Origin of the sequence: Saccharopolyspora ipomoeae, from assembly GCF_029952525.1 — a bacterium.
GTDB classification, from domain to species: domain Bacteria; phylum Actinomycetota; class Actinomycetes; order Mycobacteriales; family Pseudonocardiaceae; genus Saccharopolyspora; species Saccharopolyspora ipomoeae.
In genome coordinates, this window is sequence record NZ_JASAOF010000003.1 from 41,509 (window position 1) to 66,624 (window position 25,116).

The 25,116-nt window shown below is 71.8% G+C and carries 25 protein-coding genes; 9 read left to right on the top strand and 16 right to left on the bottom strand.

What is annotated here, in order from left to right; genetic code table 11:
- The first annotated feature begins 6 nt into the window (after positions 1–6).
- Together QFW96_RS06805 and QFW96_RS06810 are read left to right on the top strand one after the other, a co-directional pair.
- Positions 7–1,272, top strand: a complete 1,266-nt coding sequence (locus QFW96_RS06805; RefSeq protein ID WP_281454696.1) for a M14 family metallopeptidase — start codon at positions 7–9, stop codon at positions 1,270–1,272.
- A gap of 73 nt (positions 1,273–1,345) precedes the next feature.
- Complete coding sequence (locus QFW96_RS06810; protein WP_281454697.1) at positions 1,346–2,020, top strand: YqeB family protein; 675 nt, start codon at positions 1,346–1,348, stop codon at positions 2,018–2,020.
- Positions 2,021–2,220: 200 nt separating this feature from the next.
- Here QFW96_RS06810 and QFW96_RS06815 read toward each other — a convergent pair whose 3' ends face one another.
- The 7 genes from QFW96_RS06815 to QFW96_RS06845 all read right to left on the bottom strand — a co-directional run bounded on the left by QFW96_RS06815 (position 2,221) and on the right by QFW96_RS06845 (position 8,328).
- Positions 2,221–2,379: a hypothetical protein gene (locus QFW96_RS06815; protein ID WP_281454698.1), complete on the bottom strand. Its 159-nt coding sequence runs from the start codon at positions 2,377–2,379 to the stop codon at positions 2,221–2,223.
- A gap of 67 nt (positions 2,380–2,446) precedes the next feature.
- A complete protein-coding gene (locus tag QFW96_RS06820; RefSeq protein ID WP_281454699.1) occupies positions 2,447–3,109 on the bottom strand; it encodes an ABC transporter ATP-binding protein in 663 nt (220 codons plus the stop codon).
- Entirely contained in the window at positions 3,082–4,047 is a 966-nt protein-coding gene (locus QFW96_RS06825) for an ABC transporter ATP-binding protein (protein WP_281454700.1), read from the bottom strand. The genes QFW96_RS06820 and QFW96_RS06825 overlap by 28 nt, the downstream gene beginning before the upstream one ends.
- On the bottom strand, positions 4,044–4,910 hold the full coding sequence (locus QFW96_RS06830) for an ABC transporter permease (RefSeq protein WP_281454701.1): 867 nt from the start codon (positions 4,908–4,910) through the stop codon (positions 4,044–4,046). The genes QFW96_RS06825 and QFW96_RS06830 overlap by 4 nt, the downstream gene beginning before the upstream one ends.
- The gene (locus tag QFW96_RS06835; RefSeq protein WP_281454702.1) at positions 4,903–5,910 is read right to left on the bottom strand and encodes an ABC transporter permease; all 1,008 of its coding nucleotides are present in this window, start codon (positions 5,908–5,910) and stop codon (positions 4,903–4,905) included. The genes QFW96_RS06830 and QFW96_RS06835 overlap by 8 nt, the downstream gene beginning before the upstream one ends.
- Entirely contained in the window at positions 5,874–7,358 is a 1,485-nt protein-coding gene (locus QFW96_RS06840) for an ABC transporter substrate-binding protein (protein ID WP_281454703.1), read from the bottom strand. Before QFW96_RS06840 ends, QFW96_RS06835 begins: the two co-directional genes overlap by 37 nt.
- 301 nt (positions 7,359–7,659) lie before the next feature.
- On the bottom strand, positions 7,660–8,328 hold the full coding sequence (locus QFW96_RS06845; protein ID WP_281454704.1) for a DUF2848 domain-containing protein: 669 nt from the start codon (positions 8,326–8,328) through the stop codon (positions 7,660–7,662).
- Between the two features lie 81 nt (positions 8,329–8,409).
- Between QFW96_RS06845 and QFW96_RS06850 the strand changes: the two genes are divergently transcribed.
- On the top strand, positions 8,410–9,705 hold the full coding sequence (locus QFW96_RS06850; RefSeq protein ID WP_281454705.1) for an MFS transporter: 1,296 nt from the start codon (positions 8,410–8,412) through the stop codon (positions 9,703–9,705).
- Here QFW96_RS06850 and QFW96_RS06855 read toward each other — a convergent pair.
- A complete protein-coding gene (locus tag QFW96_RS06855; RefSeq protein WP_281454706.1) occupies positions 9,671–10,294 on the bottom strand; it encodes a GntR family transcriptional regulator in 624 nt (207 codons plus the stop codon). The genes QFW96_RS06850 and QFW96_RS06855 overlap by 35 nt on opposite strands.
- Before the next feature lie 148 nt (positions 10,295–10,442).
- Between QFW96_RS06855 and QFW96_RS06860 the strand changes: the two genes are divergently transcribed.
- The gene (locus QFW96_RS06860; protein WP_281454707.1) at positions 10,443–11,234 is read left to right on the top strand and encodes a carbon-nitrogen hydrolase family protein; all 792 of its coding nucleotides are present in this window, start codon (positions 10,443–10,445) and stop codon (positions 11,232–11,234) included.
- Here the strand turns inward: QFW96_RS06860 and QFW96_RS06865 are convergent.
- The 4 genes from QFW96_RS06865 to nadA form a co-directional block, all read right to left on the bottom strand.
- Positions 11,198–12,091 carry a CPBP family intramembrane glutamic endopeptidase gene (locus QFW96_RS06865; protein WP_281454708.1) on the bottom strand — a complete coding sequence of 298 codons (894 nt, stop codon included), beginning with the start codon at positions 12,089–12,091 and terminating at the stop codon, positions 11,198–11,200. The genes QFW96_RS06860 and QFW96_RS06865 overlap by 37 nt on opposite strands.
- A gap of 120 nt (positions 12,092–12,211) precedes the next feature.
- Complete coding sequence (nadC, locus tag QFW96_RS06870; RefSeq protein WP_281454709.1) at positions 12,212–13,060, bottom strand: carboxylating nicotinate-nucleotide diphosphorylase; 849 nt, start codon at positions 13,058–13,060, stop codon at positions 12,212–12,214.
- Complete coding sequence (locus QFW96_RS06875) at positions 13,057–14,679, bottom strand: L-aspartate oxidase (protein ID WP_281454710.1); 1,623 nt, start codon at positions 14,677–14,679, stop codon at positions 13,057–13,059. The genes nadC and QFW96_RS06875 overlap by 4 nt, the downstream gene beginning before the upstream one ends.
- Positions 14,676–15,689, bottom strand: coding sequence for a quinolinate synthase NadA (nadA, locus tag QFW96_RS06880; protein WP_281454711.1), 1,014 nt, complete (start codon positions 15,687–15,689; stop codon positions 14,676–14,678). The genes QFW96_RS06875 and nadA overlap by 4 nt, the downstream gene beginning before the upstream one ends.
- A 146-nt stretch (positions 15,690–15,835) precedes the next feature.
- Here nadA and QFW96_RS06885 point away from each other — a divergent pair, with 146 nt between their 5' ends.
- From QFW96_RS06885 to QFW96_RS06895, 3 genes are all read left to right on the top strand, one after another.
- Positions 15,836–16,486, top strand: a complete 651-nt coding sequence (locus tag QFW96_RS06885; RefSeq protein WP_281455151.1) for an NUDIX hydrolase — start codon at positions 15,836–15,838, stop codon at positions 16,484–16,486.
- Positions 16,487–16,530: 44 nt separating this feature from the next.
- Positions 16,531–17,211: an LON peptidase substrate-binding domain-containing protein gene (locus tag QFW96_RS06890; RefSeq protein WP_406689160.1), complete on the top strand. Its 681-nt coding sequence runs from the start codon at positions 16,531–16,533 to the stop codon at positions 17,209–17,211.
- A gap of 81 nt (positions 17,212–17,292) precedes the next feature.
- Positions 17,293–18,072, top strand: a complete 780-nt coding sequence (locus QFW96_RS06895; RefSeq protein WP_281454712.1) for a DUF8017 domain-containing protein — start codon at positions 17,293–17,295, stop codon at positions 18,070–18,072.
- Positions 18,073–18,155: 83 nt separating this feature from the next.
- Here the strand turns inward: QFW96_RS06895 and QFW96_RS06900 are convergent, their stop codons facing one another.
- Positions 18,156–18,779 (bottom strand): DUF2567 domain-containing protein, encoded by a 624-nt coding sequence (locus QFW96_RS06900; RefSeq protein ID WP_281454713.1) that lies wholly within the window; start codon positions 18,777–18,779, stop codon positions 18,156–18,158.
- A gap of 254 nt (positions 18,780–19,033) precedes the next feature.
- Here QFW96_RS06900 and QFW96_RS06905 point away from each other — a divergent pair, with 254 nt between their 5' ends.
- The gene (locus QFW96_RS06905) at positions 19,034–21,004 is read left to right on the top strand and encodes an arabinofuranosyltransferase (protein ID WP_281454714.1); all 1,971 of its coding nucleotides are present in this window, start codon (positions 19,034–19,036) and stop codon (positions 21,002–21,004) included.
- A gap of 13 nt (positions 21,005–21,017) precedes the next feature.
- On the opposite strand, the gene QFW96_RS06910 is transcribed toward QFW96_RS06905, so the two are convergent.
- Positions 21,018–22,253 (bottom strand): cytochrome P450 family protein, encoded by a 1,236-nt coding sequence (locus QFW96_RS06910; RefSeq protein WP_281454715.1) that lies wholly within the window; start codon positions 22,251–22,253, stop codon positions 21,018–21,020.
- Positions 22,254–22,415: 162 nt separating this feature from the next.
- A complete protein-coding gene (locus QFW96_RS06915; protein WP_281454716.1) occupies positions 22,416–23,630 on the bottom strand; it encodes a cytochrome P450 family protein in 1,215 nt (404 codons plus the stop codon).
- A 183-nt stretch (positions 23,631–23,813) separates the two neighbouring features.
- Between QFW96_RS06915 and QFW96_RS06920 the strand changes: the two genes are divergently transcribed.
- Complete coding sequence (locus tag QFW96_RS06920; RefSeq protein ID WP_281454717.1) at positions 23,814–24,722, top strand: AsnC family protein; 909 nt, start codon at positions 23,814–23,816, stop codon at positions 24,720–24,722.
- Here QFW96_RS06920 and QFW96_RS06925 read toward each other — a convergent pair.
- Positions 24,719–25,006: a hypothetical protein gene (locus QFW96_RS06925; protein WP_281454718.1), complete on the bottom strand. Its 288-nt coding sequence runs from the start codon at positions 25,004–25,006 to the stop codon at positions 24,719–24,721. The genes QFW96_RS06920 and QFW96_RS06925 overlap by 4 nt on opposite strands.
- Between the last annotated feature and the right edge of the window lie 110 nt (positions 25,007–25,116).

Below are 25,116 nucleotides of genomic sequence, written 5' to 3' on the forward strand. Positions count from 1 at the left end.
GTTCCGATGTTCAGTTCACGGCGCAAGGCAGCGCTGGTCGCCGCGGCGGCCGGGCTCGTCCTGCTGGCACCGGTTCAGGCCGGCCTGGCCGCAGAACCGACCGACACGTCCGCTCAAGAGCGGGCCGTCTACTCGGTCCCGCACACCGACAGCGCATCCCGGACGGAGATCAACCGCAGCGGCGCGGAGGTCCTCGGGGTCACCAAGGACCAGGTCGCCAGCGTGGAGGCGACGGCAGCGGAAGCCGAGCAGCTGCGCGCTCGCGGTTTCCAGCTCACCGAGCAGACCAAGGTCGCCGACTCGCTGCAGCGCCGCAACGGCGCGCAGCCCAAGGCCCCGGGCGACTTCCCGCCCGGTGATGAGGCGTACCACAACTACGACGAGATGGTCGCCGAGCTCGACAAGACGGTGGCCGACCACCCGGACCTCGCCGCGAAGGTCAGCGCGGGCAAGTCCTTCGAGGGCCGCGACATCCCGGTGCTCAAGATCAGCGACAACGTGGCCACCGACGAGGACGAGCCCGAGGTCCTCTTCGACTGCAACCAGCACGCGCGCGAGCACCTGACCACCGAGATGTGCCTGCACATCGCCCAGCGGTTCACCGACAACTACTCGGACCCGGCGGTCAAGGAGTCGGTCGACAACCGGGAGATCTGGATCATCCCGTCGGTCAACCCGGACGGCTCGTCCTACGACGTGGAGTCCGGTGAGTACCAGGGCTGGCGCAAGAACCGCCAGGCCCAGGGCACCGACATCAACCGCAACTGGGGCTTCAAGTGGGGCTGCTGCGGCGGCGCCAGCGACGACCCCGCCGACGAGACCTACCGGGGCACCGAGGCCTGGTCCTCGCCGGAGGCCGCGGCGATGCGCGACTTCATCGACTCCCGCGTGGTCGGCGGCGCCCAGCAGATCAAGGCGGCGGTGGACTTCCACACCTACTCCGAGCTGGTGCTGTGGCCCTTCGGCCACACCTCCGACGACGTCACCGAGGGCATGACCCAGCAGGAGTACGACCGCTTCGCCCGCGTCGGCACCGAGATGGCCGGCACCAACGGCTACACCCCGCAGCAGTCCAGCGACCTCTACGTCACCGACGGCGACAGCCTCGACTGGATGTGGGGGCAGCACAAGATCCTGGCGTTCACCTTCGAGATGTACCCGTCCAACGGCGGCGGTCTCGACGGCTTCTACCCACCTGGTGACGTGATCGAGCGGGAGACCGCTCGCAACGACGCCGCGGTGGACGTCCTGCTCCGGGAGGCAGGCGCCTGATCCGACCAGGAGGGGGATCAGGAGGGCCCGGGGTGTGCGCACCCCGGGCCCTTTCTCCCGCGATAATGGCGCCATGACCACCGCGACGACGATCCGCCCGCCCGCGCTGGTGCGCCGGGGCTCGTGGATCTACTGCCCCTTGCTCGGCGCGGCGGCGGGGTTCCTGCTGCGGGTCGTGGCGGCGTGGGTGGCGGGCCTGCCGTGGGCACCGTTCCAGGGCGTGTTCGAGCTCGCCGCCTCCGGCGCGGACCCGTGGGGGATGCTGGTGGCCATCGCGCTGGGCGCGCTCATCGGCCTGGGCTTCGCGGGCCTGTTCGCGCAGGAGCGGCTGACGGTGACGGTGGGCGGCGAGCAGGTGGTGCTGGCGACCGGGCGGCACGCGCACGAGATCCCCGGCGGCGACGTCGACGCGGTGTTCACCGAACGCGGGCACCTGGTCCTGCTGGACGACACCGGCGCCGAGCTGGCGCGCCGGAAGTCGGGCCTGGACCGGCTGGCGCTGCGCGACGCGTTCCGCGCGCACGGCTACGCCTGGCGCGATTCCGACCCCTACGCGGGCCGCTACGAGCTCTGGACCGAGGAGACCCCGAAGCTCTCGCTGCGGGTGAACACCCTCATGGCCGAGCGCGACCGGGCGTTGCGCAGGCGCGACCACAAGGAGGCCGCGCTACTGCGAACTCAACTAGCGGAACAGGGAATCGTCCTCCGCGACGGCCACAAGAAGCAGCACTGGCGCAAGGTCGACTGATCCGTCGGGCAAGCGGCGAAGCCGCTCTCTCCTTGCCCCGAGCGAGCAACCGGCACCGCCGCGGGTTCTGACACGTCTTCTGGTGAGGACAGCCGCAGCGCCGCGTACTGGACGTACATCAGTCGCGGATCCCGGAGCCGGAAGGCGTGTCAGGTTCCGCTACCCGCGCCGCCAAGCACATCGCTCGATTTGAAGAAGAATCAGGACAGCATCAGGACGATGGTGCCGACGAGGATCCCGGTGACCACGACAGCGGCCGCCACCATCATGATCAGGCGCATCTGCGGGTTGCCACCGTCGGATTCGGTGTGCACGCGCTCTCGCCACTGGACGAAGGTGGTGCCTTCTTGCTCGCTCACGTCATGCTCCTGAGGGTCGTTCGTACTTCTTCGAGCGGCTCCCCGAGCACCGCATTGCGCCACAATGTCATATCAACTCGGATACTTGAAGCACACGGTCCGCCCATCGGGTCAGCAGCGCCTCGTCGTGGCTGATGGCCAGCACCCCCGTGTCGTGTTCCCGGGTTTGCCGGTCCACGACGCGCACGAGAGCGGCGGTCGTGGAGGCGTCGAGCATGGCCGTCATCTCGTCGCACACCAGGTAGCGGGGCCGCGGGGCCAGCGCGCGGGCCAGGCAGGCGCGCTGCAGCTGGCCGTCGCTGACCTCGTGCGGCCGACGCGTGAGGAGCTCGTCGGTGAGGCCCACCTCGTCGGCGATCTCGGCGATGTCACCGGTTTCGCCGCGAGCGCGCAGCGGTTCGGCGATGATGTCGCGGAGCGTGAAACGGGGATCGACGGCCGGACGCGGGTGCTGGAAGACGATGCCGATCGCCTTTCGCGTTTCCGGAGGTGTGCGGTGCCGGAAACCCGTGATGTCAGCGCCATCGAGCGACACCCGTCCGGACCACGGCCGGTGCAGCAGCGCCAGCACGCGCCCCAGCGTCGACTTGCCCGACCCGCTGGGGCCCGCCAGCCCCAGCACCTCGCCCTCGGCGAGATCGATGCTCGCGCCGTCGAGGACCGGCCTGCCGCGCCGGTACCCGACCACGACGTCGGTGGCGCTCAGCACGGCGCGTGGGCGGCGATCCACCGCTCGCCGCGGTTGAGCAGTTCCGGATCTCCCGTGCAGGGCGCGAATCCGGGCTGGTCCGGACGGCGTTGGCAGTACACGCAGCCCCACTCCCCTTCGATGCGGTCGAGTTCGGTCAACGACGGCGGGTGGCCCGGGATCGGCTCGAAACCGCCCTCCGGCAGGGCCGCGAGCAGCCCCGCGGTGTAGGGGTGCCAGGGCTCGCCCAGCACCTCCTCGGCCGGTCCCGCCTCGACGATGCGGCTGGCGTACATCACGGCGACGTCGGTGGCCACGCGCCGCGCGGCGGCCAGGTCGTGGGTGATGAGCAGGACCGCGCGGCCGTCGGCGGCGGCCTCGGCCAGCAGGTCGACGGTGCGGTGCACCAGCGGCCGGTCCAGCCCGGTGGTCGGCTCGTCGGCCAGGACGATCCGCGGATCTCCGGCCAGGGCCAGCGCGAGCGCGACCCGCTGCGCCATCCCGCCGGAGAGCTCGTGCGGGTAGCGGTCCAGGTCGGCGGGGTCGAGGCCGACCCGGCGGGCGAGCTCGTCGGCGTCGGCGGGTCCGCGCAGCGCCTGCGCGGTCTCGGCGAGCTGGGCGCGCGCGGTCCGCACCGGCGTGAGGTGCGTGCTCGCCGACTGGGGCACCAAGCCGATGCGGCGACCACGGATCCTCCCGGCCAGCAGCGGTTCCGGGGCCGACAGCAGATCGGTGCCGTCGTCGAGCAGGGCCTGGCCGCGGGTTTCGGCGTTGCCGGGCAGCAGTCCCAGCAGCGCCGAGGCCAGAACCGACTTGCCGCAACCGGATTCGCCGACGAGCGCCAGCACGCGACCGGGCCGCAACCGCAGCGCGGCGTCGCTGACGGCGCGCACCAGCACCCCGCGCGGCAGCCGGAACCGGACCGAGAGGCGTTGCAGCGTCAGCAGATCCGTCGTCTCGGGGGCACGCAGGTCGGTCACAGCGACAGCTCCGATCGTCGACGCGGCACGATCCGGTCCCGCCAGGTCGCCGCCAGGCCGGACACCGCCAGCGTGGTGGCCACCAACAGGGCCGACGGGAACAGCACGATCCACCAGGCGCCCAGCAGCACGGCGTCGCGGCCGTCGCCGAGGAGGGTTCCGATGCTGGCCAGGTGCGGCGGCAGTCCCAGGCCCAGGAAGCTCAGCGCGGTCTCGTGCCACACGGCGTGCGGCACCAGCAGCACCGCCGAGAGCGCCGCCTGCGGCACGATCGCCGGCAGCAGGTGCCTGCGCAGGATCCGCGCCCGCGACGACCCGCCCGCGATGGCGGCGTCGACGTGCGGCCGCTGCCGCAGCGACAGCACCTCGGAGCGCACGACCCGCGCCACCGTGGTCCAGTGCGTCAGCGCGATCGAGCAGATCACCGCCACCAAGCTCCCTCGGTAGAGCGCGACGATGACGACGCCGAGCAGCAGGTGCGGCACCGAGTTCACGGTGTCGACCAGCCGCATCAGCAGCCGGTCGGGCCAGCCGCCGAGACCGCCCGCCACCACGCCGACCAGCGATCCGAGCACCGTGGACACCAGCGCGCTGAACGCGGCCACCAGCAGCGACACCCGCAGCCCGGCCATCGACTGGGCGAACAGGTCTCGGCCGTTGGAGTCGGTGCCGAAGGGATGCGCGAGGCCCGGTGCGAGGCGGATCTCCTCGTAGCTCACCGCCCGGCCGCCCAGCAGCACCGGCACGACCGCGGCGCCGAGCACCAGCAGCGCCAGGACCGCCAGCGACGCGCGCAACCGGGTGCGCGGGCGGGCGCGGGTGACGCCGGCGCGGCCCGCGGGTTTCCAGGTCAGCTCAGCCATCGGCGGCCACCCTCGGGTCGGCCGCGATCGCGGCGACGTCGGCCAGCAGCGAGCCCAGCAGCACCGCCGCGGTGGCCACCAGCGTGACCATCGCCAGCAGCGGGTAGTCCACGGCGGTCGCGGCGGTGACCACGGCTCCGGCCAGGCCCGGCCAGGAGAAGACCTCCTCGACCAGCACCGTTCCGGTGACCAGCTCCGGGATGCGGGCGCCGACGAGGGTCACGAACGGCAGCAGCGCGGTGGGCAGGGCGTGGCGCAGCACCACGACCCGCTCGGCGAGACCGCGCGCCCGGGCCCCGGTGACGTGGTCCTCGGCCAGCGAGCTCAGCATCGACTGCCGGACGTGCAGCACCAGCCACGGGGTCTGCGAGATCCCGAGCACCAGCGCGGGCAGCACTAGGTGCTCGGCGATCTGCGCGAACGTCGCCTGCTCACCGGCGTCGGTCAGGCCCGCCACCGGCAGCCAGCCCAGGCCCAGCGAGAACACCGCGATCGACAGCAGCGCCAGCACGAACGGCGGCACGCCCTCCAGGGCGTGGCCGACCGCGGTGACCAGCCGGTCGACGGCACCTCCCTGGCGCCAGGCCGCGATCGTGCCGCCGACCAGCGCGAACACCACCGCGAACGCGAGCCCGGTGGCCGCCAGCAGCGCCGTCCACGGCAACCGCTCGGCGACGACCTGCGCGACCGGTTGGCGCATCGACCGCGACACCCCGAGGTCGCCGGTGAGCACTCCGCCGAACCACTGCCAGAACTGCACCAGCACCGGCCGGTCGAGGCCGAGCTCGGCGCGCACCCGCGCCACGTCGGCGGCCGAGGCGGTGAACAACCGCACCCCGAAGTACTGGTCGACCGGGTCGAACGGCGAGGCCGCGGCGAGCAGGAACACGCCGAGCGCGACGATCACCAGCACCGGGACGGCGAACGCGAGGCGCCGCAGCACCAGGCGCCCGATGGCCCGGGTCATGCGCGCGGCTTCCAGGTCTCGACGTTCCACCACGGACCCCAGGTGGTGCCGTGGGTGTGCGGCTCGACCGGCGCCTGGTAGCCGGTGTGGTCGCCGTCGCGCAGCACGTAGCTGTGGTCGATGAACGCCAGGTACACCAGGCCCGGGTCGGCGACGTAGGCGCGCTGGGCCTGCCGGTAGAACTCGGCGCGGCGGGCCGGGTCCAGTTCGCGGCGGGCCGAGTCCAGCGCGGCGTCGACCTCGGCGTTGCGGTACTGACCAGGGTTGTTGTAGGTCCCGGTGCCGATCACCGAGGAGCTCAGGCTGGAGTACACCTGGGCGTCCGGGTCGATCGGGTTGCCGCCGCCGAGCACGATGCCGTCGGTGTTCAACCGGCCGGCGACCGCGGAGCGGTCCACCCCGGCGAGCTCGACCTCGATGCCGATCTCGCGGGCGTCGGAGGCGAAACCCGTTGCCAGGTCGCGGCGGAGGCTGTCGTCGGCGAAGTACAGGACGGTGAACTTCGCGCGGGTGCCGTTGCGCTCGCGGATGCCGTCGGAGCCGACGCGCCAGCCCGCGTCGTCGAGGATCCGGGCCGCCTGCCGCGGGTCGTGCGGGAAGGTCGCGGCGGGCTCGTGGCTGGCGCCCATCGACGGCGGGATCGGGGCGTGGGCGGGTTTTCCGTGACCGCCGAGCAGCGCCTTGATCATGCCCTCGCGGTCCACGGCGAGGTTCAGCGCCGTGCGCACGGCGCGGTCACCGGCGACGGGGTGGCCGTTGGGCAGCGCGATGCTGCGGTAGTCGGCGGTTTCGTGGTGCACGACGCGGAAGCCGTCGCGCGCGGCGGATTCGGCGAGCACCGGGGGCAGCACGGTGCCGTCGAACTCACCGGCCGCTAATCGCTGGGCGCGGGTGTTGTCGTCCTTGGCGAACACGACGGTGATGTCGTGCACGGCCGGCGGGCCGCCCCAGTAGCCGGGGTTGGCGCGCCAGGTCATCTGGTCGCCTTGGCGCCACTCGACGAGCTGGTACGGACCGGTACCGACGGGACGCGTGTTCAGCGGCGAGTTCTCCTGCGGGGCGGGGGTTTTCAGCGCCTCGTCCGGGAGGATGCCCAGCACCAGCTTCGACGGCCAGGCCGAGTAGGGGAACTTCAGGTCGAAGCGCACGGTGTGCGGGTCGACGGCCTGGACGTCGGCGAGCATGTCGTAGTCGGAGGACACGGTCGAGGCGTAGGCCGGGTCGATCGCGGCCCGGTAGGTGGCCACGACGTCCTCGGCGTCGAATGGGGTCCCGTCGTGGAACCGCACGCCGTCCCGCAGCTTCACGGTCCAGCTGGTGGCGTCGGCGTTGGCCTGCGGCGCTTCGGTCGCGAGAGCGGGCCGCAACTCCTCCCGCCCGTCGAAGGCCAGCAGCCCGTCGTAGAACTTCGCGGCCCCCTCGACCCCGTACCCGAGCAGCGGGTTCAAGCTCTCCGGCTCGTACCCGTCGGCCAGCAACATCGCCCCGGCCCCCTCACCCGATCCGGGCTCCGAAGGAACCGAACACCCGGCGACGACGACCCCCACCACCGATAACCCGACGACCCAACTCCGACGTTTCAGCACACACGCACCATAAGGGCTATTGCAAAACTTTCTCAATAACCATGAGATCTTCCTCCCCCAACCCCCGGCCGCGGGCGAGCGCCGGATTACTCCCGTTTTCCGGCCCCGGATTACTCCCGGAATCCGGGTCCGGAAAACGGGAGTAATCCGGCCACCGAGCCGGGGACGTTCCGAACAGGACTGATCGCGGGGACCGTCAGGCCACGGGTCGTGGCATCTGGTGCACCTCGTAGGAGCAGGTGATGGTGTCCGAGGTGCGGGGGTCGGTGAGGTCGACCCGCCAGGTGGGGGCGAACTGGTCGACGTCGGGGGTCATCGGGATGGTGCCGGAGATGAGGACGGTGCCGGGTTCGGCGAGACCCCGGGCGCGGAGCTCGTCGAGCCAGTAGCGCGGGGTGAGGAGGTCCGCGAGGGTGCCGTCCTGGATCTTCTCGCCGCCCGCCCAGGCCGTGAGGGTGATCTCGTCGAGGTGGTCCTCGACGTCGGCCAGGCGCCAGGCCTTCCGGCCGAGGACGTCGGGGCCGGCCTGCTTGCTCCAGGCGACTCCGTGCACCTCCAGCTCGCGGTCGGTGTGGTCGCAGGCGACCGTGAGCAGCACGTCGTCGTCGGTGATCACCAGCGCCCACTCGGCCTCGCCGGAGGTCCGGCCGTGCTGGACCGGGACCACGTCGGCCTGCATCGCCAGGTACGGCGCCACGGGGTACAGGCAGGGCGTGCGGGTCGGGGCGGGCACGCCGAGCTCGGCGAGCTCGGCGACGTGAGCGGCCACGTCCTCCTGGCTGCGACCGGCGTAACCGGCGTTGAGCAGCGTCTTCACCGTGACCTCGACGGTCCGGCCTGCGACGTCGAAACGAAGCGGAAACACAGCAACCCTCCCATTCGGCATACTTCTTGTATACAGTTCGTATCACACTTTGCCGGTGCACCTGGAAAATCGAGGGAGCCCATGACGAACGCGACAGCCGCCAGACCGGCGCGCAAGGACCTGATCAAGGCCTTCGTGGCGAGCCTGAGCGGAACGTCCCTGGAGTGGTACGACTTCGCCGCCTACTCCGTCGCCTCGGCCCTGGTGTTCGGCCAGCTGTTCTTCCCCAGCCACGACCCGCTGTCGGGAACCCTGCTGGCGTTCTCCACCTACGCCGTCGGCTACGTCTCCCGCCCGCTGGGCGGATTCGTCTTCGGCCGGCTCGGCGACGTCCTCGGCCGCAAGCAGGTCCTGGTGATCACGCTGCTGATCACCGGGATCTCCACCGTCCTCATCGGACTGCTGCCCACCCACGGCCAGGTCGGCGCGCTCGGCGCGGTGCTGCTGGTCGTGCTGCGCTTCGCCCAGGGCGTGGGCATCGGCGGCGAGTGGGGCGGCGCGGTGCTGCTGTCCAGCGAGTACGGCAGCGACGAGCACCGCGGCTTCTGGGCCTCGGCCGCCCAGATCGGCCCGCCCGCCGGGAACCTCCTCGCCAACGGCGTCCTCGCCGGACTGGCCGCGGGACTGACCTCCGAGCAGTTCATGTCCTGGGGCTGGCGCGTGGCGTTCCTGCTCTCGGCCGTGCTGGTGGTCTTCGGCCTGTGGATCCGCGTCAAGCTGGAGGAAACCCCTGTCTTCCAGGAGATCCAGCAGAAGGGCGAGCAGGCGGGAGCCCCGGTGCGCGAGGTCCTCACCCGCGAACCCCGCGCGCTGATCTCCGGCATCCTCTCCCGCGTCGGCCCGGACGTGCTCTACGCGCTGTTCACCGTCTTCGTGCTCACCTACGCCACCCAGCAGCTGGACGTGCCCAAGAGCTGGGCGGTCACCGGCGTCATGCTCGGCTCCTCGCTGCAGCTGTTCCTGATGCCGCTGGCGGGCGCGCTGTCGGACCGGTTCGGACGCCGGCGGATCTACGCGATCGGCGCGGTCGGCGGACTGGTGTGGCCGTTCGTCTTCTTCCCGCTGGTCGGCGGCGGTTCCGCCGGGCCGCTGATCTTCGGCGTGATCGTCGGGCTGATCTGGCACGCGCTGATGTACGGGCCGCAGGCGGCGTTCATCGCCGAGCAGTTCAGCCCGGAGCTGCGCGCCACCGGGTCCTCGCTCGCCTACACGCTGGCCGGGATCATCGGCGGAGCGCTGGCGCCGCTGCTTTTCACCTCGCTCTACGCCTACTTCGACACCTGGGTCGCGCCCGCCTGCTACCTGGCGGCGACCTGCGTGGTGACGCTGGTGGGCCTGGTGCTCAGCCGGACTGCAGCACCTGCCGGGTCGCGCTGAGGTGCTCGGTGATCGCCGCGGTCGCGGCCTCCGGGTCGCCCGCGGCGAGCGCCGAGACGATCGCCTCGTGCTCGGCCAGCACGGACTTGCGCCGCCCGTCGGACCGGAACAGCGCCTCGACGCCGGCCCGGACCTGGCGGGCGCGCAGGCCGTCGTAGGTCTTGGACAGCATCTCGTTGCCGACGGCCGCCACCAGCGCCGAGTGGAAGCGGTGGTCGTGGTCGATGAACTCGCGCGCCTGCTCCTCGCCGAGCTCGCGCTGCTCGTCGAGGTGCCTGCGCATCTCCTCCAGCGGCACCGCGTCGAGCTCGACGGCCCGGCGCGCGGCGTAGCACTCGATCATCGCCCGGATCTCGAACAGCTCGCCGATCTCCCGGCCGCCGACGGGCGCGATGTAGGCCCCGCGCTTGGGCACCAGCTGCACCAGCTCCTCGGCGGCCAGCAGCAGCAGGGCTTCGCGGATGGGCGTGCGCGACACGCCGATCTCGTCGGCGAGGGCCTGTTCGTTGACGAACTGCCCCTGCATGCTGGGGTCGCTCAGGACGGTGTCCTTGAGGTGGGCGTAAGCGACTTCACGTCCGGACGGCAACACGAACCCCTTGCTTGCATATCGTCGGTATACAAGCATCATATCGGCCTCAGAGCGGTACCACTCATTTTGCGTGCGAGAGCACTCGCCGAAGGAGAAAGTGGCTCCGCCACGTGAGAACAGACCTCGTCGAAGGATGGTTGTGGTTATGCGGATCGCGTTGTGCCAGATCGTGTCGGGTCCGGAGCCGGAGGCGAACCTGGAGCTGATCGCCGATGGCATCCGGCAGGCCGCGGAGGAGGGCGCCGATCTCGCGGTGTTCCCGGAGGCCGCGATGGCCTGCTTCGGCGTGAAGCTGGGGCCGCTGGCCGAGCCGCTCGACGGGCCGTGGGCGACGGAGGTCCGCCGCCTCGCCGACGAGGCCGGCATCGCCGTGGTCGCCGGGATGTTCACCCCCGCCGACGACGGCCGGGTCACCAACACGCTGCTCATCACCGGCCGCGGGCTGGACACCTCCTACGACAAGATCCACCTGTTCGACGCGTTCGGCTTCGCCGAATCCCGCACCGTCGCCCCCGGCTCGAAGCCGGTCGTGGTGACCCTCGACGGCGTCGGTGTCGGCTTCACCACCTGCTACGACGTCCGGTTCCCCGGCCTGTTCCAGAAGCTCGCCGACGAGGGCGCATCGGTGATCGTCACGCCAGCCTCGTGGGGTTCCGGCGAGGGCAAGGTCGAGCAGTGGGAGCTGCTGGTGCGCGCCCGCGCGCTGGACTCCACCTCCTGGATCGTGGCCTGCGGCCAGGGGGACCCGCGCAGTATCGGCCGCGAACCCTCCGGCAAGGCCCCGACCGGCGTCGGCCACAGCCTCGTCGCCACCCCGCTCGGCCTGGTCCACGCCCAGCTCGGCGCCGAACCCGAGGTCAGGATCGTCGACATCGACCCCACCTCGGTCGAAGGAGCCCGTCAGGCGGTCCCGGTGCTCACCAACCGGCGTTTCTGAAGGGCTCGGTAGGCCAGGACCGTCGTGGTGAGGAGGGCGGCCGTGGTGACGAGGCTGCCCTCGATGCCGAAGGCGCCGCCGGTGAGGAGGGCGGCGGCGCCCGGGAGCGGGTCGAGGCTCAGCAGCGTGGCCTGGATGTCCATCCCGGACACCTCGATCCCGGCCACGTTGCCCTGACACCAGTTCCACACCACGTGGAACGCGCACACGCCCCACAGCGATCCCTCCGCCACAGCCCACATCCCGAGCGTCAGCCCGATCAGCAGGATGTTGACCAGCGGCAGCACGCCGACCTGGAAGTTGGCGCCGTGCAGCAACGCGAAGACCACCGCCTGGAACACGAGCGCCGCGGTGAGCCCCCACTTCCGGTAGGCGGTCTGCAGCAGGTAGCCGCGGTTGAGGACCTCCTCCGTGCACGCCTGAACGGCGAACCCGACCAGCGCGAGCAGCACGGCACCCGCCTGCGCGAACCGGACCGGCCCGACCAGGTACTGGCCGGCGGCGAGGTTCACGACCACGGGGATCACCAGCAGCACCACGGCGGCACCGGCGCCGAACCCCAGGTGCGCGCCGATCCGGGTGGCCGGGAAGAACCCCAGGCTCGCCAGCGGACGTCTCTCCTTGGCCAGCACCCAGACGGCGAGCAGGCCGCTCGCTCCCAGGAAACCCAGCAGCAGCACCATCTGGGTCCCGATCGCCATCGGCCCGCCCACCAGGGCCATCGGCGACACGCCGAACACCGGCACCAGCGCCAGCGTCACCACCGCGGGCCCCACCAGCAGGCAGACGACGACCACCAGCAGCCCCAGCACCGGCCCGGTGGGGCGCCGCGCCGTCGACGCACCGTTCAAGACCACCGAATTCACCACGCACCTCCCCATCGCCGCCCGATCATGCCGGACCACCGGCGCTGCCCGGCGACTCCGGGCACCCGCGCGAGTCGTAGCAGGCCGGAGAGGCCGCGTGACGCTTTCGGGTCACATGTCGAGGCCGAGGTCGAGGGATGGGGAGGAGTGGGTGAGAGCGCCCACCGCGAGGTAGTGGACTCCGGTGTCGGCGTAGGCCCGGGCGACGTCGAGGGTGAGGCCGCCGGAGGCTTCGAGCTCCGTGCCCGGAGAGGTGGTTCGGGTGCGGGAGACCGCCTCGGCGCACTGGTCCGGGGTGAAGTTGTCCAGCAGGACCAGGGAGACGTCCTCCGCGAGGACCTCTTCGAGCTCGTCGAGGTCGCCGACCTCGACCTCCATCGGGAGATCCGGGGCGTGCGCGCGGCAGGCGCGGACCGCGGCGGCGGCAGAACCCGCGGCGACCACGTGGTTGTCCTTGATCAGGATCGCGTCGCCCAGCGCCATCCGGTGGTTCACGCCGCCACCGCAGCGGACCGCGTACTTCTGCAGGTCGCGCAGGCCCGGGAGGGTCTTGCGGCTGTCCCGGATCCGACAGCCCGTGCCGTCCACGGCGTCGACCCAGCGCGAGGTCGCGGTGGCGATGCCGGACAGGTGCGTCACCAGGTTCAGCGCCGTGCGCTCGGCGGTGAGCAGACCCCGGACCGGGGCCTTCACCCGCAGCGCGCAGTCACCCGGAGCGAGGCGGTCGCCGTCGGTTCGCTCGTCGAGGACCTGGTAGGAGTCGGCGCCCAGCACCTCGTCGAGGACCAGCCGGACCAGCGGAAGTCCCGCGAGCACACCGGCTTCGCGCGTGTTGAAGCCCGCTTCGGCGATCGCGCCGCCGGGCACCGTGGCCTCGGTGGTGGCGTCCGGGCCGTAGCGCAGGTCCTCGGCCAGGGCCGTGCGGACGATCTCGCGAGCCCCGTCGAAGTCGAAGGTCATGCCGCTGTCCTCGCAATCCCCGTCCCGGCGTGGAACAGCCACCCCGAGGCGTCCAGCCGGAGCACCGCGCTGCGCCGCCAGCGCAGGTCGTCGGTCTCCGGGAAATCCGTGCGGCGGTGGCATCCTCGCGATTCCTCGCGCAGCCGCGCCGCGGCCAGCAGAGCTTGAGCGGTCAGCGTCAGCGACGCGTCCTCGACCGCCTGGCGCGTCCGCAGCGGACGCACCACCGAGTTCCGGTCCAGCACCGCGCTCGCCTCGGCCATGCCGTCCTCGCTGCGCCCGATGCCCGCGTGCCGGCTCATGGTGCGCTGCAGCAGATCTCGCTCCACCACCGCGAACGCGGGCGGCTCGACCTCACCCACCGACGAGCGCGACAGCAGGCCGCGACCGAGGTCCTTGGCCACCGCCGACGCTGCCCTGCCGCCCACGACCAGGCCCTCCAGCAGGCTGTTGGAGGCCAGCCGGTTCGCGCCGTGCAAGCCGGTGCAAGCGACCTCGCCCGCCGCGTACAGACCGGTCACCGCCGTGCGCCCGTCCACATCGGACACCACGCCGCCGCACGAGTAGTGCGCCGCGCTGGCCACCGGGATCGGCTCGGAGCGCGGATCGATCCCCGCCTCGCGGCACGACGCGTGCACCGTCGGGAAGCGCTCGGCGAAACCGGGAATCCCGGTGGCGTCCAGGAACACGTGCTCGGCGCCCGTCTCGGCGGCGCGGCGGGTGATCGCCGCCGACACCACGTCGCGCGGCGCCAGATCGCCCAGCGGGTGCACCCCGTCCATCACGCGATCCCCGCGCACGTCGAGAAGCACCGCGCCCTCGCCGCGCACCGCCTCTGTCACCAGCGGACGCCGACCGCGCGCCTCCCCCGCCGCGTAGAGGACGGTCGGGTGGAACTGCACGAACTCCAGGTCCGCCACGCCCGCACCGGCCCGCAGCGCCAGCGCGACACCGTCCGCCGTGGACACCTCCGGGTTCGTCGTCGCCGCGTAGAGCTGCCCCAGACCACCCGTGGCCAGCAGCACCGCGGGCGCGTGCAGCACACCGGGGCGGCTGCGCGAATCCATCGCCAGCGCACCGGCGATCGCGCCGCCCTCACCGCGCAGCAGCTCGACCACGCAGTGCTCCTCCAGCACCGGGATGCCGCCGCCGCGCACCGCCGCGACCAGCGCCCGCTGCACCTCGGCTCCGGTGGCGTCCCCGCCCGCGTGGATCACGCGGAACGCCTGGTGACCGCCCTCCCGGGTGCGCGCCAGGGCGCCGCCGACGGCGTCAGACCCGGCGCGGGCCGCGCGGTCGAACTCGGCCCCCGCCGCGCGCAACCGGCCGATGGCCTCCGCGCCGTCGGCGAGGATCTCGCGCACCGCCTCCGGCGCGCACAGGCCGACCCCGGCGGTCAGCGTGTCCTCGACGTGCTTGTGCAGGCTGTCGCCGGGATCGAGCTCGTCGGGCCGGACCACGGCGATGCCGCCCTGCGCCCAGCCGGTGTTGCCCGCCGACACCGAGTCCTTGCTCACCACCAGCACCCGCAGCCCGGCCTCGCGGGCGCGCAGCGCGGCGGTCAGCCCGGCCACGCCGGTGCCGACGACCAGCAGGTCGGCCCCGGCCTCCCAGGTCACTCGCCACCGCCGGGCTTGCCGATGGCGATCATCCGCTCCACCGAGGCGCGGGCGCGGTCGGCGACGTCGGTGGGCACGTGCACCTCGTCGGCGCCCTCGCGCAGGCAGCGCAGCAGCGCCGCCGGGGTGATCATCTTCATGTACCGGCAGGAGGCGCGGTCGTTCACCGCGCGGAAGTCGATCTCCGGGGCGGCCTGCCGCAGCTGGTGCAGCATCCCGACCTCGGTGGCCACCAGCACCGACCTCGCGCCGGTCTCCTTGGCGGCGGTGAGCATGTCGCCGGTCGAGAGGATCTTCACCCGCTCCGGCTCCACGGTCCCCTCGCCCGCGAGGTAGAGCGCGGAGGTCGCGCAGCCGCACTCGGGGTGGATGAACAGGTCCGCCTCCGGCGAGGCGGCGGCGCGCTCGGCCAGCTCGGGCCCGTTGATCCCGGCGTGCACGTGGCACTCACCGGCCCAGATGTGCAGGTTCTCCCGGCCGGTCTCGCGCTTGACGTGCGCGCCCAGGAACTGGTCCGGGCAGAACAGCACCTCGCGGTCCTCGGGGATCGAGCGCACGACGTCCACCGCGTTGGAGGAGGTGCAGCAGATGTCGGTCTCGGCCTTCACCTCGGCGGTGGTGTTGACGTAGGAGACCACGACCGCGCCCGGGTGCTCGGCCTTCCAGGCGCGCAGCTGCTCGGCGGTGATCGAGTCGGCCAGCGAGCAGCCCGCCCGCTCGTCCGGGATGAGCACCGTCTTGTCCGGGCCGAGGATCTTGGCGGTCTCGGCCATGAAGTGCACGCCGCAGAAGACGATCGTGCTCGCGTCGCTGTTGGCCGCGATCCGGCTCAGCGCCAGCGAGTCACCGGTGTGGTGGGCGACGTCCTGGATCTCCGGCAGCTGGTAGTTGTGCGCCAGCAGCACGGCGTCGCGCTCCTCGGCGAGCCGCCGGACCTCCTCGGCCCAGGCGGCGTCGGCCTCGACGCCGGTGAAGCCGGCATCGGTCCGCTGCCACGTCGCAGTCGCCATCTCGTCCTCCTCGTCGGGCCCCGAGACGTTCCGGAGGCCCGCTTTCCACCCCGGATCAACGGCCCCGAGGTTTTCGCCTTAGAATCGAAAACGTGCCACATCGTAACACCGGAGCCGCGGCCGACGGCAGAGACGCGGGCCACGAAGTGCTCGCCGGAGTCCTGCAGATCCGCGACGAGCGGCTGCAGGTGATGCTCTGGCAGCGCGCCAAGGAGCCTGCCCTGCACCGCTGGTCGCTCCCCCGCGGATGGCTCGCGCCCGACGAGGACGTCGAGGAATCGATCCGGCGGCAGCTCGCCGAGAAGGTCGACGTGCACAAGCTCTCCCACGTCGAGCAGCTGTCGGTGTTCAGCGCGCCCGGCCGGGTCCCCGACCGGCGCGTCGTGGGCACCGCGTTCCTGTGCCTGGTGCCCGCCGACGTCGACCCGGAGGTCCCCGCCGACACCCGCTGGTTCCCGGTCGACGACCTGCCCGCGACCGCCTTCGACCACGAGGAGATCGTGCTCGCCGCGCGAGACCGGCTGCGCGCCAAGCTCTCCTACACCAACATCGGGTTCGCGCTGGCGCCCGCCGAGTTCACCGTCTCCGAGCTGCGCGGCATCTACTCGGGCGCCCTCGGCTACCAGGTGGCGGCCACGAACCTGCAGCGCGTGCTGTCCCGGCGCGGCGTCCTGGAGGCCACCGGCCGCACCGTCCCGGCCGGGCGCTCCGGCGGCAGGCCGCCCGCGCTGTTCCGCTTCACCTCGCGAGACCTGCAGGTCACGGACCCGTTCGCGGTCTTCCGGCCGCCGAGCTGAGGCAGAACGAGTCCCGAAGCGCTTTCTTGAGTAGTTTTGGGGACGTGTTGGACACGTTGCCTTTGTTCCCCCTGGGGTCCGTGCTGTTCCCGGGAGGGCACCTCCCGCTGCACATCTTCGAGCCGCGCTACCGCGAGCTCGTGCAGGACCTGCTCAACGAGGACGTGCCCGACCGCCGGTTCGGCGTGGTCACCATCCGGCAGGGGTGGGAGGTCGGCGAGGACAACGTCGACTCGATGTACGACGTCGGCTGCACGGCGGTGCTCGACCAGGCCCGCCAGCTGCCCGGCGGCCGCTACGACGTCACCGCCTTCGGCGAGCGGCGGTTCCGGCTGCTGCAGATCGACCGCGAGTCCGCCCCCTACCTGCTGGCCCGCGTGCAGTGGCTGCCCGACACCGCCCCGGAACCCGACAGCCCCGGACGCCGGGAGCGGCTGACCGCCGCGGCCCGCGACGCGCACCAGCGCTACCACGCCTCCGGGATGCGCAACGGCCCGCGCGAGGTCCCCGGCGAGGACGCCGACACCGGGGACCTGTCCTACCTGCTGGCCGACGACTGCGTGCTCACCACCGAGGACCGGCAGGACCTGCTCGCCGAGACCGACCCGCTGATCCGGCTGCGCAACGTCCGCAAGCTGCTGCTCCGCGAAGCCGAGTTCCTCCGCGAACTGCGCGCGGTCCCCGCCCCGCTCGCGGAGTTCGCCCAGCAGCCCAGCTTGAACTGAGAGCTGCTGCGGACTCGTCGCGCTCCTGGAGCAGGACCCAGCAGGGGTCGGTAGGGGGTGCTGCCGATCTAGGATCGGCGCATGTCCTCACCTGGCGACCCCCGGGGTCCGCAGCGGCAGCACCGGGGCTTCGGCGCGTTCCCGCAGCCCGAGCCGCCGCGCCCGAAGCGGCGGGGGCGGCTGATCACCGCGGTCGTGCTGGGCGCGGTCGTGCTGCTCGGCGCGATGGCCGCGGTGGTCGTCGTCGGGTTCCGGGGGCAGGACGTGCCGCCGGAGCCGGTCGCCGCCCCGGCGACCTCGTCCGGGGCGACGCCGCTGGTGCCCGGCTGGCAGGTGGTGGACGTCCCGAAGCGGCAGGCCGTCTACGACGTGCCGCAGGACTGGGAGCGCGACCCGAACCCCGACGCCGTGCACGCGGTCGGGCCGCCGGGGGACGCCATCGGGCTCACCGGGGTCGCGCACCGGCAGCGCGGTTTCTGCCCGGGGGACGACAACAGCTTCCGCGCGATGACCGGGGCCGGCGCCCGGCTCGGACCGGACAACAACGCGGTCGCGTCCGAGACGGCCGCGACGTTCATCGGCCACGCCTTCACCCGCGGCGGCCACGCCCCGGCGGTCGAGCAATCCCCGCCCGAACCGCTGACGCTCACCGGCGGAGTCCCGGCCGCTCGCGTCAACGCCCAGGTCACCCTGCCCGCCCCGACGGGATGCGACGCGAGGACCGTCGCGGTCTCGGTGGTCGCCACCAACAGCGACGGCCGCAGCTCGGTGGTCTTCGTCGCCGCCGCGGATCAGGGCATCCCGAACGCGGTGACCCCGGCGGCCCTGGACCGGGTCACCGCCTCGCTGCGCCCCAGGTGACGGTTCTTCCTCGAATCACCCATGATCGAAGTCCGTTTTATCGGGTTGATTCGAGGAAAAACCGTCCGCTGCCGGGGGGCGGCTCACCTGAGGCGTCGGCCGAGGTCGTCGAAGCCGTTCCAGGACGTGGCGATGCCGTAGCCGAGGGAGAGGGCGAGGGGCATCGCGACCAGCACCCACTTCGTGGTGATCTCCGGGGCGATGGTGATCAGGTCGCCGAGCTGCGGGTTCGGCGGCATCGGGTACAGGCCGGAGGCGAACGAGCCGCCCATCTGGATCCCCAGCCAGGACGCCACCAGCGATCCCAGCACCGCGCCGATGAGCAGCACCGGGCCGCGCCTGCCGCGCAGCCGCCACAGCACCGCCGCCGTGAGCAGACCCGTCGCGAAGGCCAGCAGCGAGAAGATCGCGATGCCGTCGAACTCGTGGTAGCTCTCCACCAGCAGCGGTGTCACCGAGCCGCCCTGGCCCAGCACGCTCTCCTGCGGCGGCGCCAGCCGCGACCACACCCATCCCACCGGCAACCCCAGCAACGCGATGAGCGAGATCGCGCTGATCGCCGGGAGCAGGTCCGCCTTGACCACGACCTTCGGCCGCGGCGGGGCCAGGACCGGGAACAGCGGGGCGTCCTCGGGCTCGATCCGCTCCGGGAGGGCGCGCGTCGTCGCGTCGCGCTCCGGCCCGCCGTCCGCCACCTCGCCATCCACGGTGCTTCCGTGCACTGGGCCGCCGTCCACTGGGTTGCCGTCCACTGGGCTGTCGGACACCCGCCGACCTCCTCCTCGCGTTCGCCGCCACCGGTCCGGCCTGCGAAATTTTCCGGCCACCATAGCGTTTCCTCGCACCCGTCCCCCTCACCCGCCGGGCGGGCACGGGTCGCACATCAACTATTCTGCGCGAGCCCTCATGTCGGCTACGCCGAAGGACGAGTGAAGTGGTGGGAATCCTGCCGTCTCCCCAGTTGACCGGACCGAGCCCGATCGACGAGCCGCGGCAGGCCTCGGCCGTTCGGCTCCCGTTGCGCACCACGGTAGCCGAGCTCCTGGGCGGTTCCGCGGTTGCCGTCGTGGTGAGCATGGTGCTGCAGTTCGCCGCCGCGCGGTTGAGCATCAGCGAACCCAGCTACGCGCCCGAAGCCCTCACGATGCTGTCCAGCACGCTGGTGCTGGCCGCGCTGTTCGTGCTGCTGGCCTTCGGCTACCGCGCCGCGCGCATCGGCCGCTGGGGCAAGGTGATCGCGACCTGGGTGGCGCTGAGCGCCTTCAGCACGCTGTCGCTGGCGATCCCGCTGCAGTCGACGCGCTTCTACTACGGCGGTTCCTCCACCGACAACGGCTTCCGCATGCAGCTCATGACGCGGATGGCCTCCGCGCTGAGCCTGTCGGACATGAACTACGCCGACACCGCGCCCTACTACCCCAGCGGCTGGTTCTGGCTCGGCGGCCGGTTCGCGAACCTCCTGGGCTGGGAGGGCTGGGCCGCCTACAAGCTCTACGCGCTGTGCTGGGTCGCGGTGACCACGGTCGTGGCGTTCACGCTCTGGAGCGTGGTGCTGCGCCGCAGGCTCGCCCTGCTGGCCGCGGTGGTGACCGCCCTGTCCGGCATGCTGCACGGCATCGTCGAGCCCTACGCGTGGCCGTCGGCCGCGTGGCTGGTCCCGGTCGCGGTGCTGGCCTGGACCGCTCTGCGGCAGGCCGACGGCGCGCCGCGCTGGACGCTGCTGTGCATCGGCGGCTACGTCGGGTTCGCCGCGATCACCTACACCCTGCACTTCGGCTTCGCCGTGGCGATGATCATGCTGATGGCGCTGATCACCGGCGTGGACCAGGTCCGGCGCGGTGCCCGCGTGGTCCCGGTGCTCAAGGGCCTGTTCCTGCGCCTCCTGCCGATCGGGCTGGTCAGCCTGGTCATCGCGCTGCTGGTGTGGCTGCCCTACCTGATCTCCACGAAGTTCCTGCTGGACAACCCGCGCAGCGCCGCCCAGCACTACCTGCCGGAGGACGGCGCGTTCCTGCCGGTGCCGATGACCCAGGCCTCCGCGTTCGGCGCGCTGTGCCTGGTGGGATTCGTGTGGCTGCTGCTGCGCTTCCGGCACAGCCGGATCGCGGCGGCGATGTTCGTGCTCGTGCTGGCCATCTACGGCTGGTTCGCGCTGTCCACGCTGGCCCTGCTGGCCAAGACGACGCTGCTGGCCTTCCGGCTCAACGTCGTCCTGGACCTGGTCCTGCCGCTCGCCGGCGTGCTCGGGCTGCTGGAGCTCATCGGCTACCTGCGCCACAAGGTCGACCCGCGCTACGGCGTCCAGATCACGCTCGTCGCCTGCGCGCTGAGCCTGGTCGGCGCGGTGAGCATCAGCCAGCAGGCGATCAACGAGAAGCTGCTGGGCTACACCGAGCAGGCCTACACCGACTACTACCCGACCGGTGACAACGCCAAGGGGCAGAAGGACCCGCAGCAGCGCGGCTCCTGGTTCGACGACGAGATCCGCGCGATCTCCTCGCTCACCGGCCGCCCGGCCGACCAGAACGTGCTGCTCAGCACCGACTACAAGGTGATGTCCTTCCAGCCGTACTGGGGTTTTCAGCAGGAGACCCCGCACTACGCCAACCCGCTGGCCGACTACGACGGGCGCAGCGCCGAGGTCCAGCGCTGGGCGAAGGCCAAGAGCCCCGACGAGCTGCTGCGGATGCTGCGGGACTCGGAGTTCAAGAGCCCCACGGTGTTCGTCCTCGACAACCCGCGGAGCCGGTACTCCCAGGTCGAGACCCCGCCGGAGCACGAGGGCGATCTCGCGCTGCAGCTCAAGGGGGACGCGTTCCCGCAGAACCCGAACGTGCGCGACTACTACGTCTACTTCGACCGCGCGGTGTTCGACTCCCCCGCCTTCGTCCAACGCGACGTCGGCCCGTACACGATCATCGCCCTCCGCTGACCCGGTGCGCCCCTCAGGAACCCGAGGGGCGCACCGGCAGCGACTGCAGGCCGTGGATGAGGCTGGAGTTGCGGCGGGTCAGGTCCTCCGGCGCGGTGGCCAGTTCGAGGCCGGGGAAGTGCGCGAGGAGACCGCGGAGCGCGACCTGGGCTTCCATCCGGGCCAGCGGGGCGCCGAGGCAGAAGTGGATGCCGTGGCCGAAAGCCAGGTGGCCCTGGGTGTCCCGGGTGATGTCGAAGGCATCGCCTTCGGGGAAGCGCCGCGAGTCGCGGTCGGCCGCGGCCAGGCCCGCCCACACGAACTCGCCGGCCGGGATCTCGGTGCCGCCGACGGTGATCGGTTCGGTGGTGAAGCGGAACGTGGTGTGCATGAGCGGCCCGTCGAACCGCAGCATCTCCTCCACGGCCGCGTCCACCAGGCCCGGGTCGGCGCGCAGCCGGGCGAACTGGTCCGGGTGGGTCAGCAGCGCCAGGACCCCGTTGCCGATCAGGTTCACCGTGGTCTCGTGCCCGGCCACCAGCAGCAGGAACACCATCGAGATCAGCTCGGCCTCGCTGAGCCGGTCCTCGTCCTCGGACACCTCGATCAACGCCGTGAGCAGGTCGTCGCCCGGGTGCTCGCGCTTGGTCGCCAGGAGTTCGGCGAGGTACTGCGCCATCTCGCTCGCGGCCTGCACCGAGGCCTCGGCGTCGAGGTCGTCGAGCAGCCGGTTGGTCCAGAGCCGGAAGTCGTCGCGGCGGCTCTCGTCCACGCCCAGCAGCTCGCAGATCACGCGGATCGGCAGCGGGAACGCGAAGGCGTCCAGGAAGTCCACTTCGGACTGGTCGGCCATCGCCGACAGCAGTTCCTCGGTGATCTCCTCGATCCGCGGGCGCAGCGCCTCGATGCGGCGGGCGGTGAAGGCCTTGACCACCAGCTTGCGCAACCGGGTGTGGTCCGGCGGGTCCATGTTGAGCATGTGCATGTCGAACCCGGCCCCGGCGAACCGGCCGTCATCCGACCCCGGCTGCTCGGAGTCAGGTGCGAAGCGGTCCATGACCAGCCGGAAGATGGTCTGCGCGTCCTTTCCCAGACGCGGATCGGCGAGCAGCGCGCGGGCCTCGTCGTAGCGGGTCACCACCCACACGGGGAGCCCGCTCTCGTTGACCAGCCGGTGCACCGGACCGGCCTCCCGCAGTTCCGCGTAGCGGGCGTGCAGGTTCTGCGCGAACGCCGAGTCGAACGGCACCGGGTCGGTGTGCGCTGTCATGGAACCCCCATCCACGAGACGTGGTTCCAGTAAACCTCGCCCGCACCGACCCGCGCCGGGCGTTTCGCCGATTCCCCGCAGATCCGATTTCAATGGAAACCAGGTCCCCGACTTCCGTTGAAATCGGGGACCCGACTTCCGTTGAAATCCTGGTGCTCGGGGTCAGCCCAACCGGACCGGGAGCCGCTGCAGGCCGTGGATCAGGGTCGAGAAGCGCCACTCGACGTCGTCGAGCGCCCCGCCCGCGCTGAGGTCCGGGAACCGCTCGGCGAGCTGGCGCACCGCGATCTGGGCCTCCATGCGGGCCAGCTGGGCGCCGAGGCAGAAGTGGATGCCGTGGCCGAACGACACGTGCCCCTGGGTGTCGCGGTGGATGTCGAACTTCTCCGGCTCCGGGAACTTCTCCGGGTCGTGGTTGGCCGAGGCCAGCCCGACCCACACGATCTCGCCCGCCGGGATCTCCACGTCGCCGAAGGTGACCGCGTCGGTGGTGTGCCGGAAGGTGCCGTGCATGACGGGACCGTCGAAGCGCAGCGCCTCCTCGACCACGCCGGTCACCAGCCGCGGGTCGGCCACCAGCTCCGCCCACTGGCCGGGGTTGCGCAGCAGGGCCAGCATCCCGTTGCCGATCAGGTTCACGGTCGTCTCGTGCCCGGCCACCAGCAGCAGGAACACCATCGAGATCAGCTCCGGCTCGCTGAGCCGGTCCTCGTCCTCGGACACCTCGATCAACGCCGTGAGCAGGTCGTCGCCCGGGTGCTGCCGCTTGGTGGCGACGAGCTCGATCAGGTAGGCGCCCATGGCCGAGGCTGCCTCGCCGCGCGACTCGTCGTCGGAGGCGTCGAGCAGCGTGTTGGTCCACCGGCGGAAGTCGTCGCGGCGGCTCTCGTCCACGCCCAACAGCTCGCAGATCACCTGGATCGGCAGCGGGAACGCCAGGGCGTCGAGCAGGTCGATCTCGTCGGATCCGGCCACCGCGTCGAGCAGGCCAGCGGTGATCTCCTCGACCCGGGGGCGCAGCGCCTCGATGCGGCGGGCGGTGAAGGCCTTGACCACCAGCTTGCGCAGCCGGGTGTGGTCCGGCGGGTCGAGGTTGAGCATCTGCTCGTTGAGGTCGTCGTTGAACGGGCGGCCGTTGCCGCCGGTCTTGGCGACGATGACCTCGCGGCTGCGGCGGAAGTCCTTGGCCAGGCGCGGATCGGTCAGCGCGGCCTTGACGTCGTCGTAGCGGGTGATCGTCCACACCGGGAGTCCGTGCGGGGTGAGCATCCGCTGAACCGGTGTCGCGGAACGGATCTCGCCGTAGCGGTCGTGCAGGTTCGCGACGAAATCGGCGTCGAAGGCAACGGGTTCGGCGTGCGCCTCAGTGGTGGGCATGGAGTTCCTTCGCGATCGTGGCGGGCGGTCCCCTCGCAATCCAGTGAACACCGTTCACACCGGCTTGTCACACGGGACTGAAGGCGCTCTCAGCGCAAACCCGACGAACCTCGCGTTCCTACCCTTGTCGAGAACCCGCGCCTGCGCCCCGCACGTCAGGGCGACCGGGTAGCGTGGCACGACGTGACTGGCCCTGATCCCGTGGACGTGCGACTCCTGAGCGCCGTCGCAGAGGTGGGCCGGGCGGCGGTCCCGGACATCGCCGGCCGGCTCGGCATGGACGTGCGCGAGGTCGCCGCGCGGCTCGCGGCGCTGTCCACGACCGGACTACCGCTGGTGGTCGGCGTCGAGTGCGACCAGCAGGGCATCCGCAACGCCGTCGCCGTCGCGCAGCAGTGGGCCGCGCAGAACGCCGCGAGCGGCCCCCACCCGACCGCCGGTTACAGCGGCCCGCACCCGATGTCCGGTCCCTACCCCGCATCCGGCCCCCACCCCGTGCCGGGCCCGCACCAGGGGCCGGTGTCCGGTCCCGCGCCCGTACCGGGCCCGCCGCCGATGCCGCAGCCTCCCGTCGCACCGCAGCCGCCGATGAGCACCTGGGGTCCGCCCGGATCGGCCGCGTGGGCGCGCGGCGACCAGCCCGCGCCCGTCCCGGCCCAGCCGCCGGCCGGCACGAGCACGATCGGCACCAAGCTGGACGTGCACGGCGTGTCGGGCGAGCGGATCAGCATCCAGCTCATCGAGGTCGTCGACCCGGCCGACTTCCTGTTCACCGCCGCCGGTCACGAGCTGCAGGAGGGTGAGCGCTCGGTCGTGGTGCACACCGAGCTGACCAACCACGGGCAGGTCCCGTTCTCGTCGCTGCCCGACATGTACCTGGAGCTGATCACCAAGGACGGCGCTCCGGTGACCAAGGCCCCGGTGTCGATGTCGTCCCGCCCGCCGCACCGGATGGGCGTGCAACCCGGCGAAACCGCGGGCGGCCACACGATCTACGTGCTGCCCGAGTCCACGGAGCTCTCGGCGGTCCGCTGGACCCCGCAGCCGGGAGATCAGCAGCGAACCCTGCTCTGGGACATCACGGGTCTCTAGGAATCGCGGCGGAAGAAGTCCAGCGGGTTGCGCCGCGGCTTCTCGTCGCGCTGCCTGCGGCGGTACTGCAGGGTCGGCCAGTCCCCCGCGTCGTCGCGCGGGCGCTCGGGTTCGGGCTCGCCGATGACCGAGGGCGTGGCCGGGCCGACGTCCTGAGCGCTGATCACGTCGCCGAGGCTGTGCAGCCCCTCCGGCGGGGTGTCCAGATCGGCCTGCGGGTCGATGACCGGCATGCCGCGTGGTGGGGTCGGTGCGTCCGAACCCTGAAACTCCTGCTGTGCCACCGGACCCCCTTCGTCGCGCGCCGATCCGATCACCACGGTACCCGGTCCAGCAGTGGAAACATGCGGCGAAGCCGCATTCTCTTCCACCACCCGAGCAACCTGCACCGCCG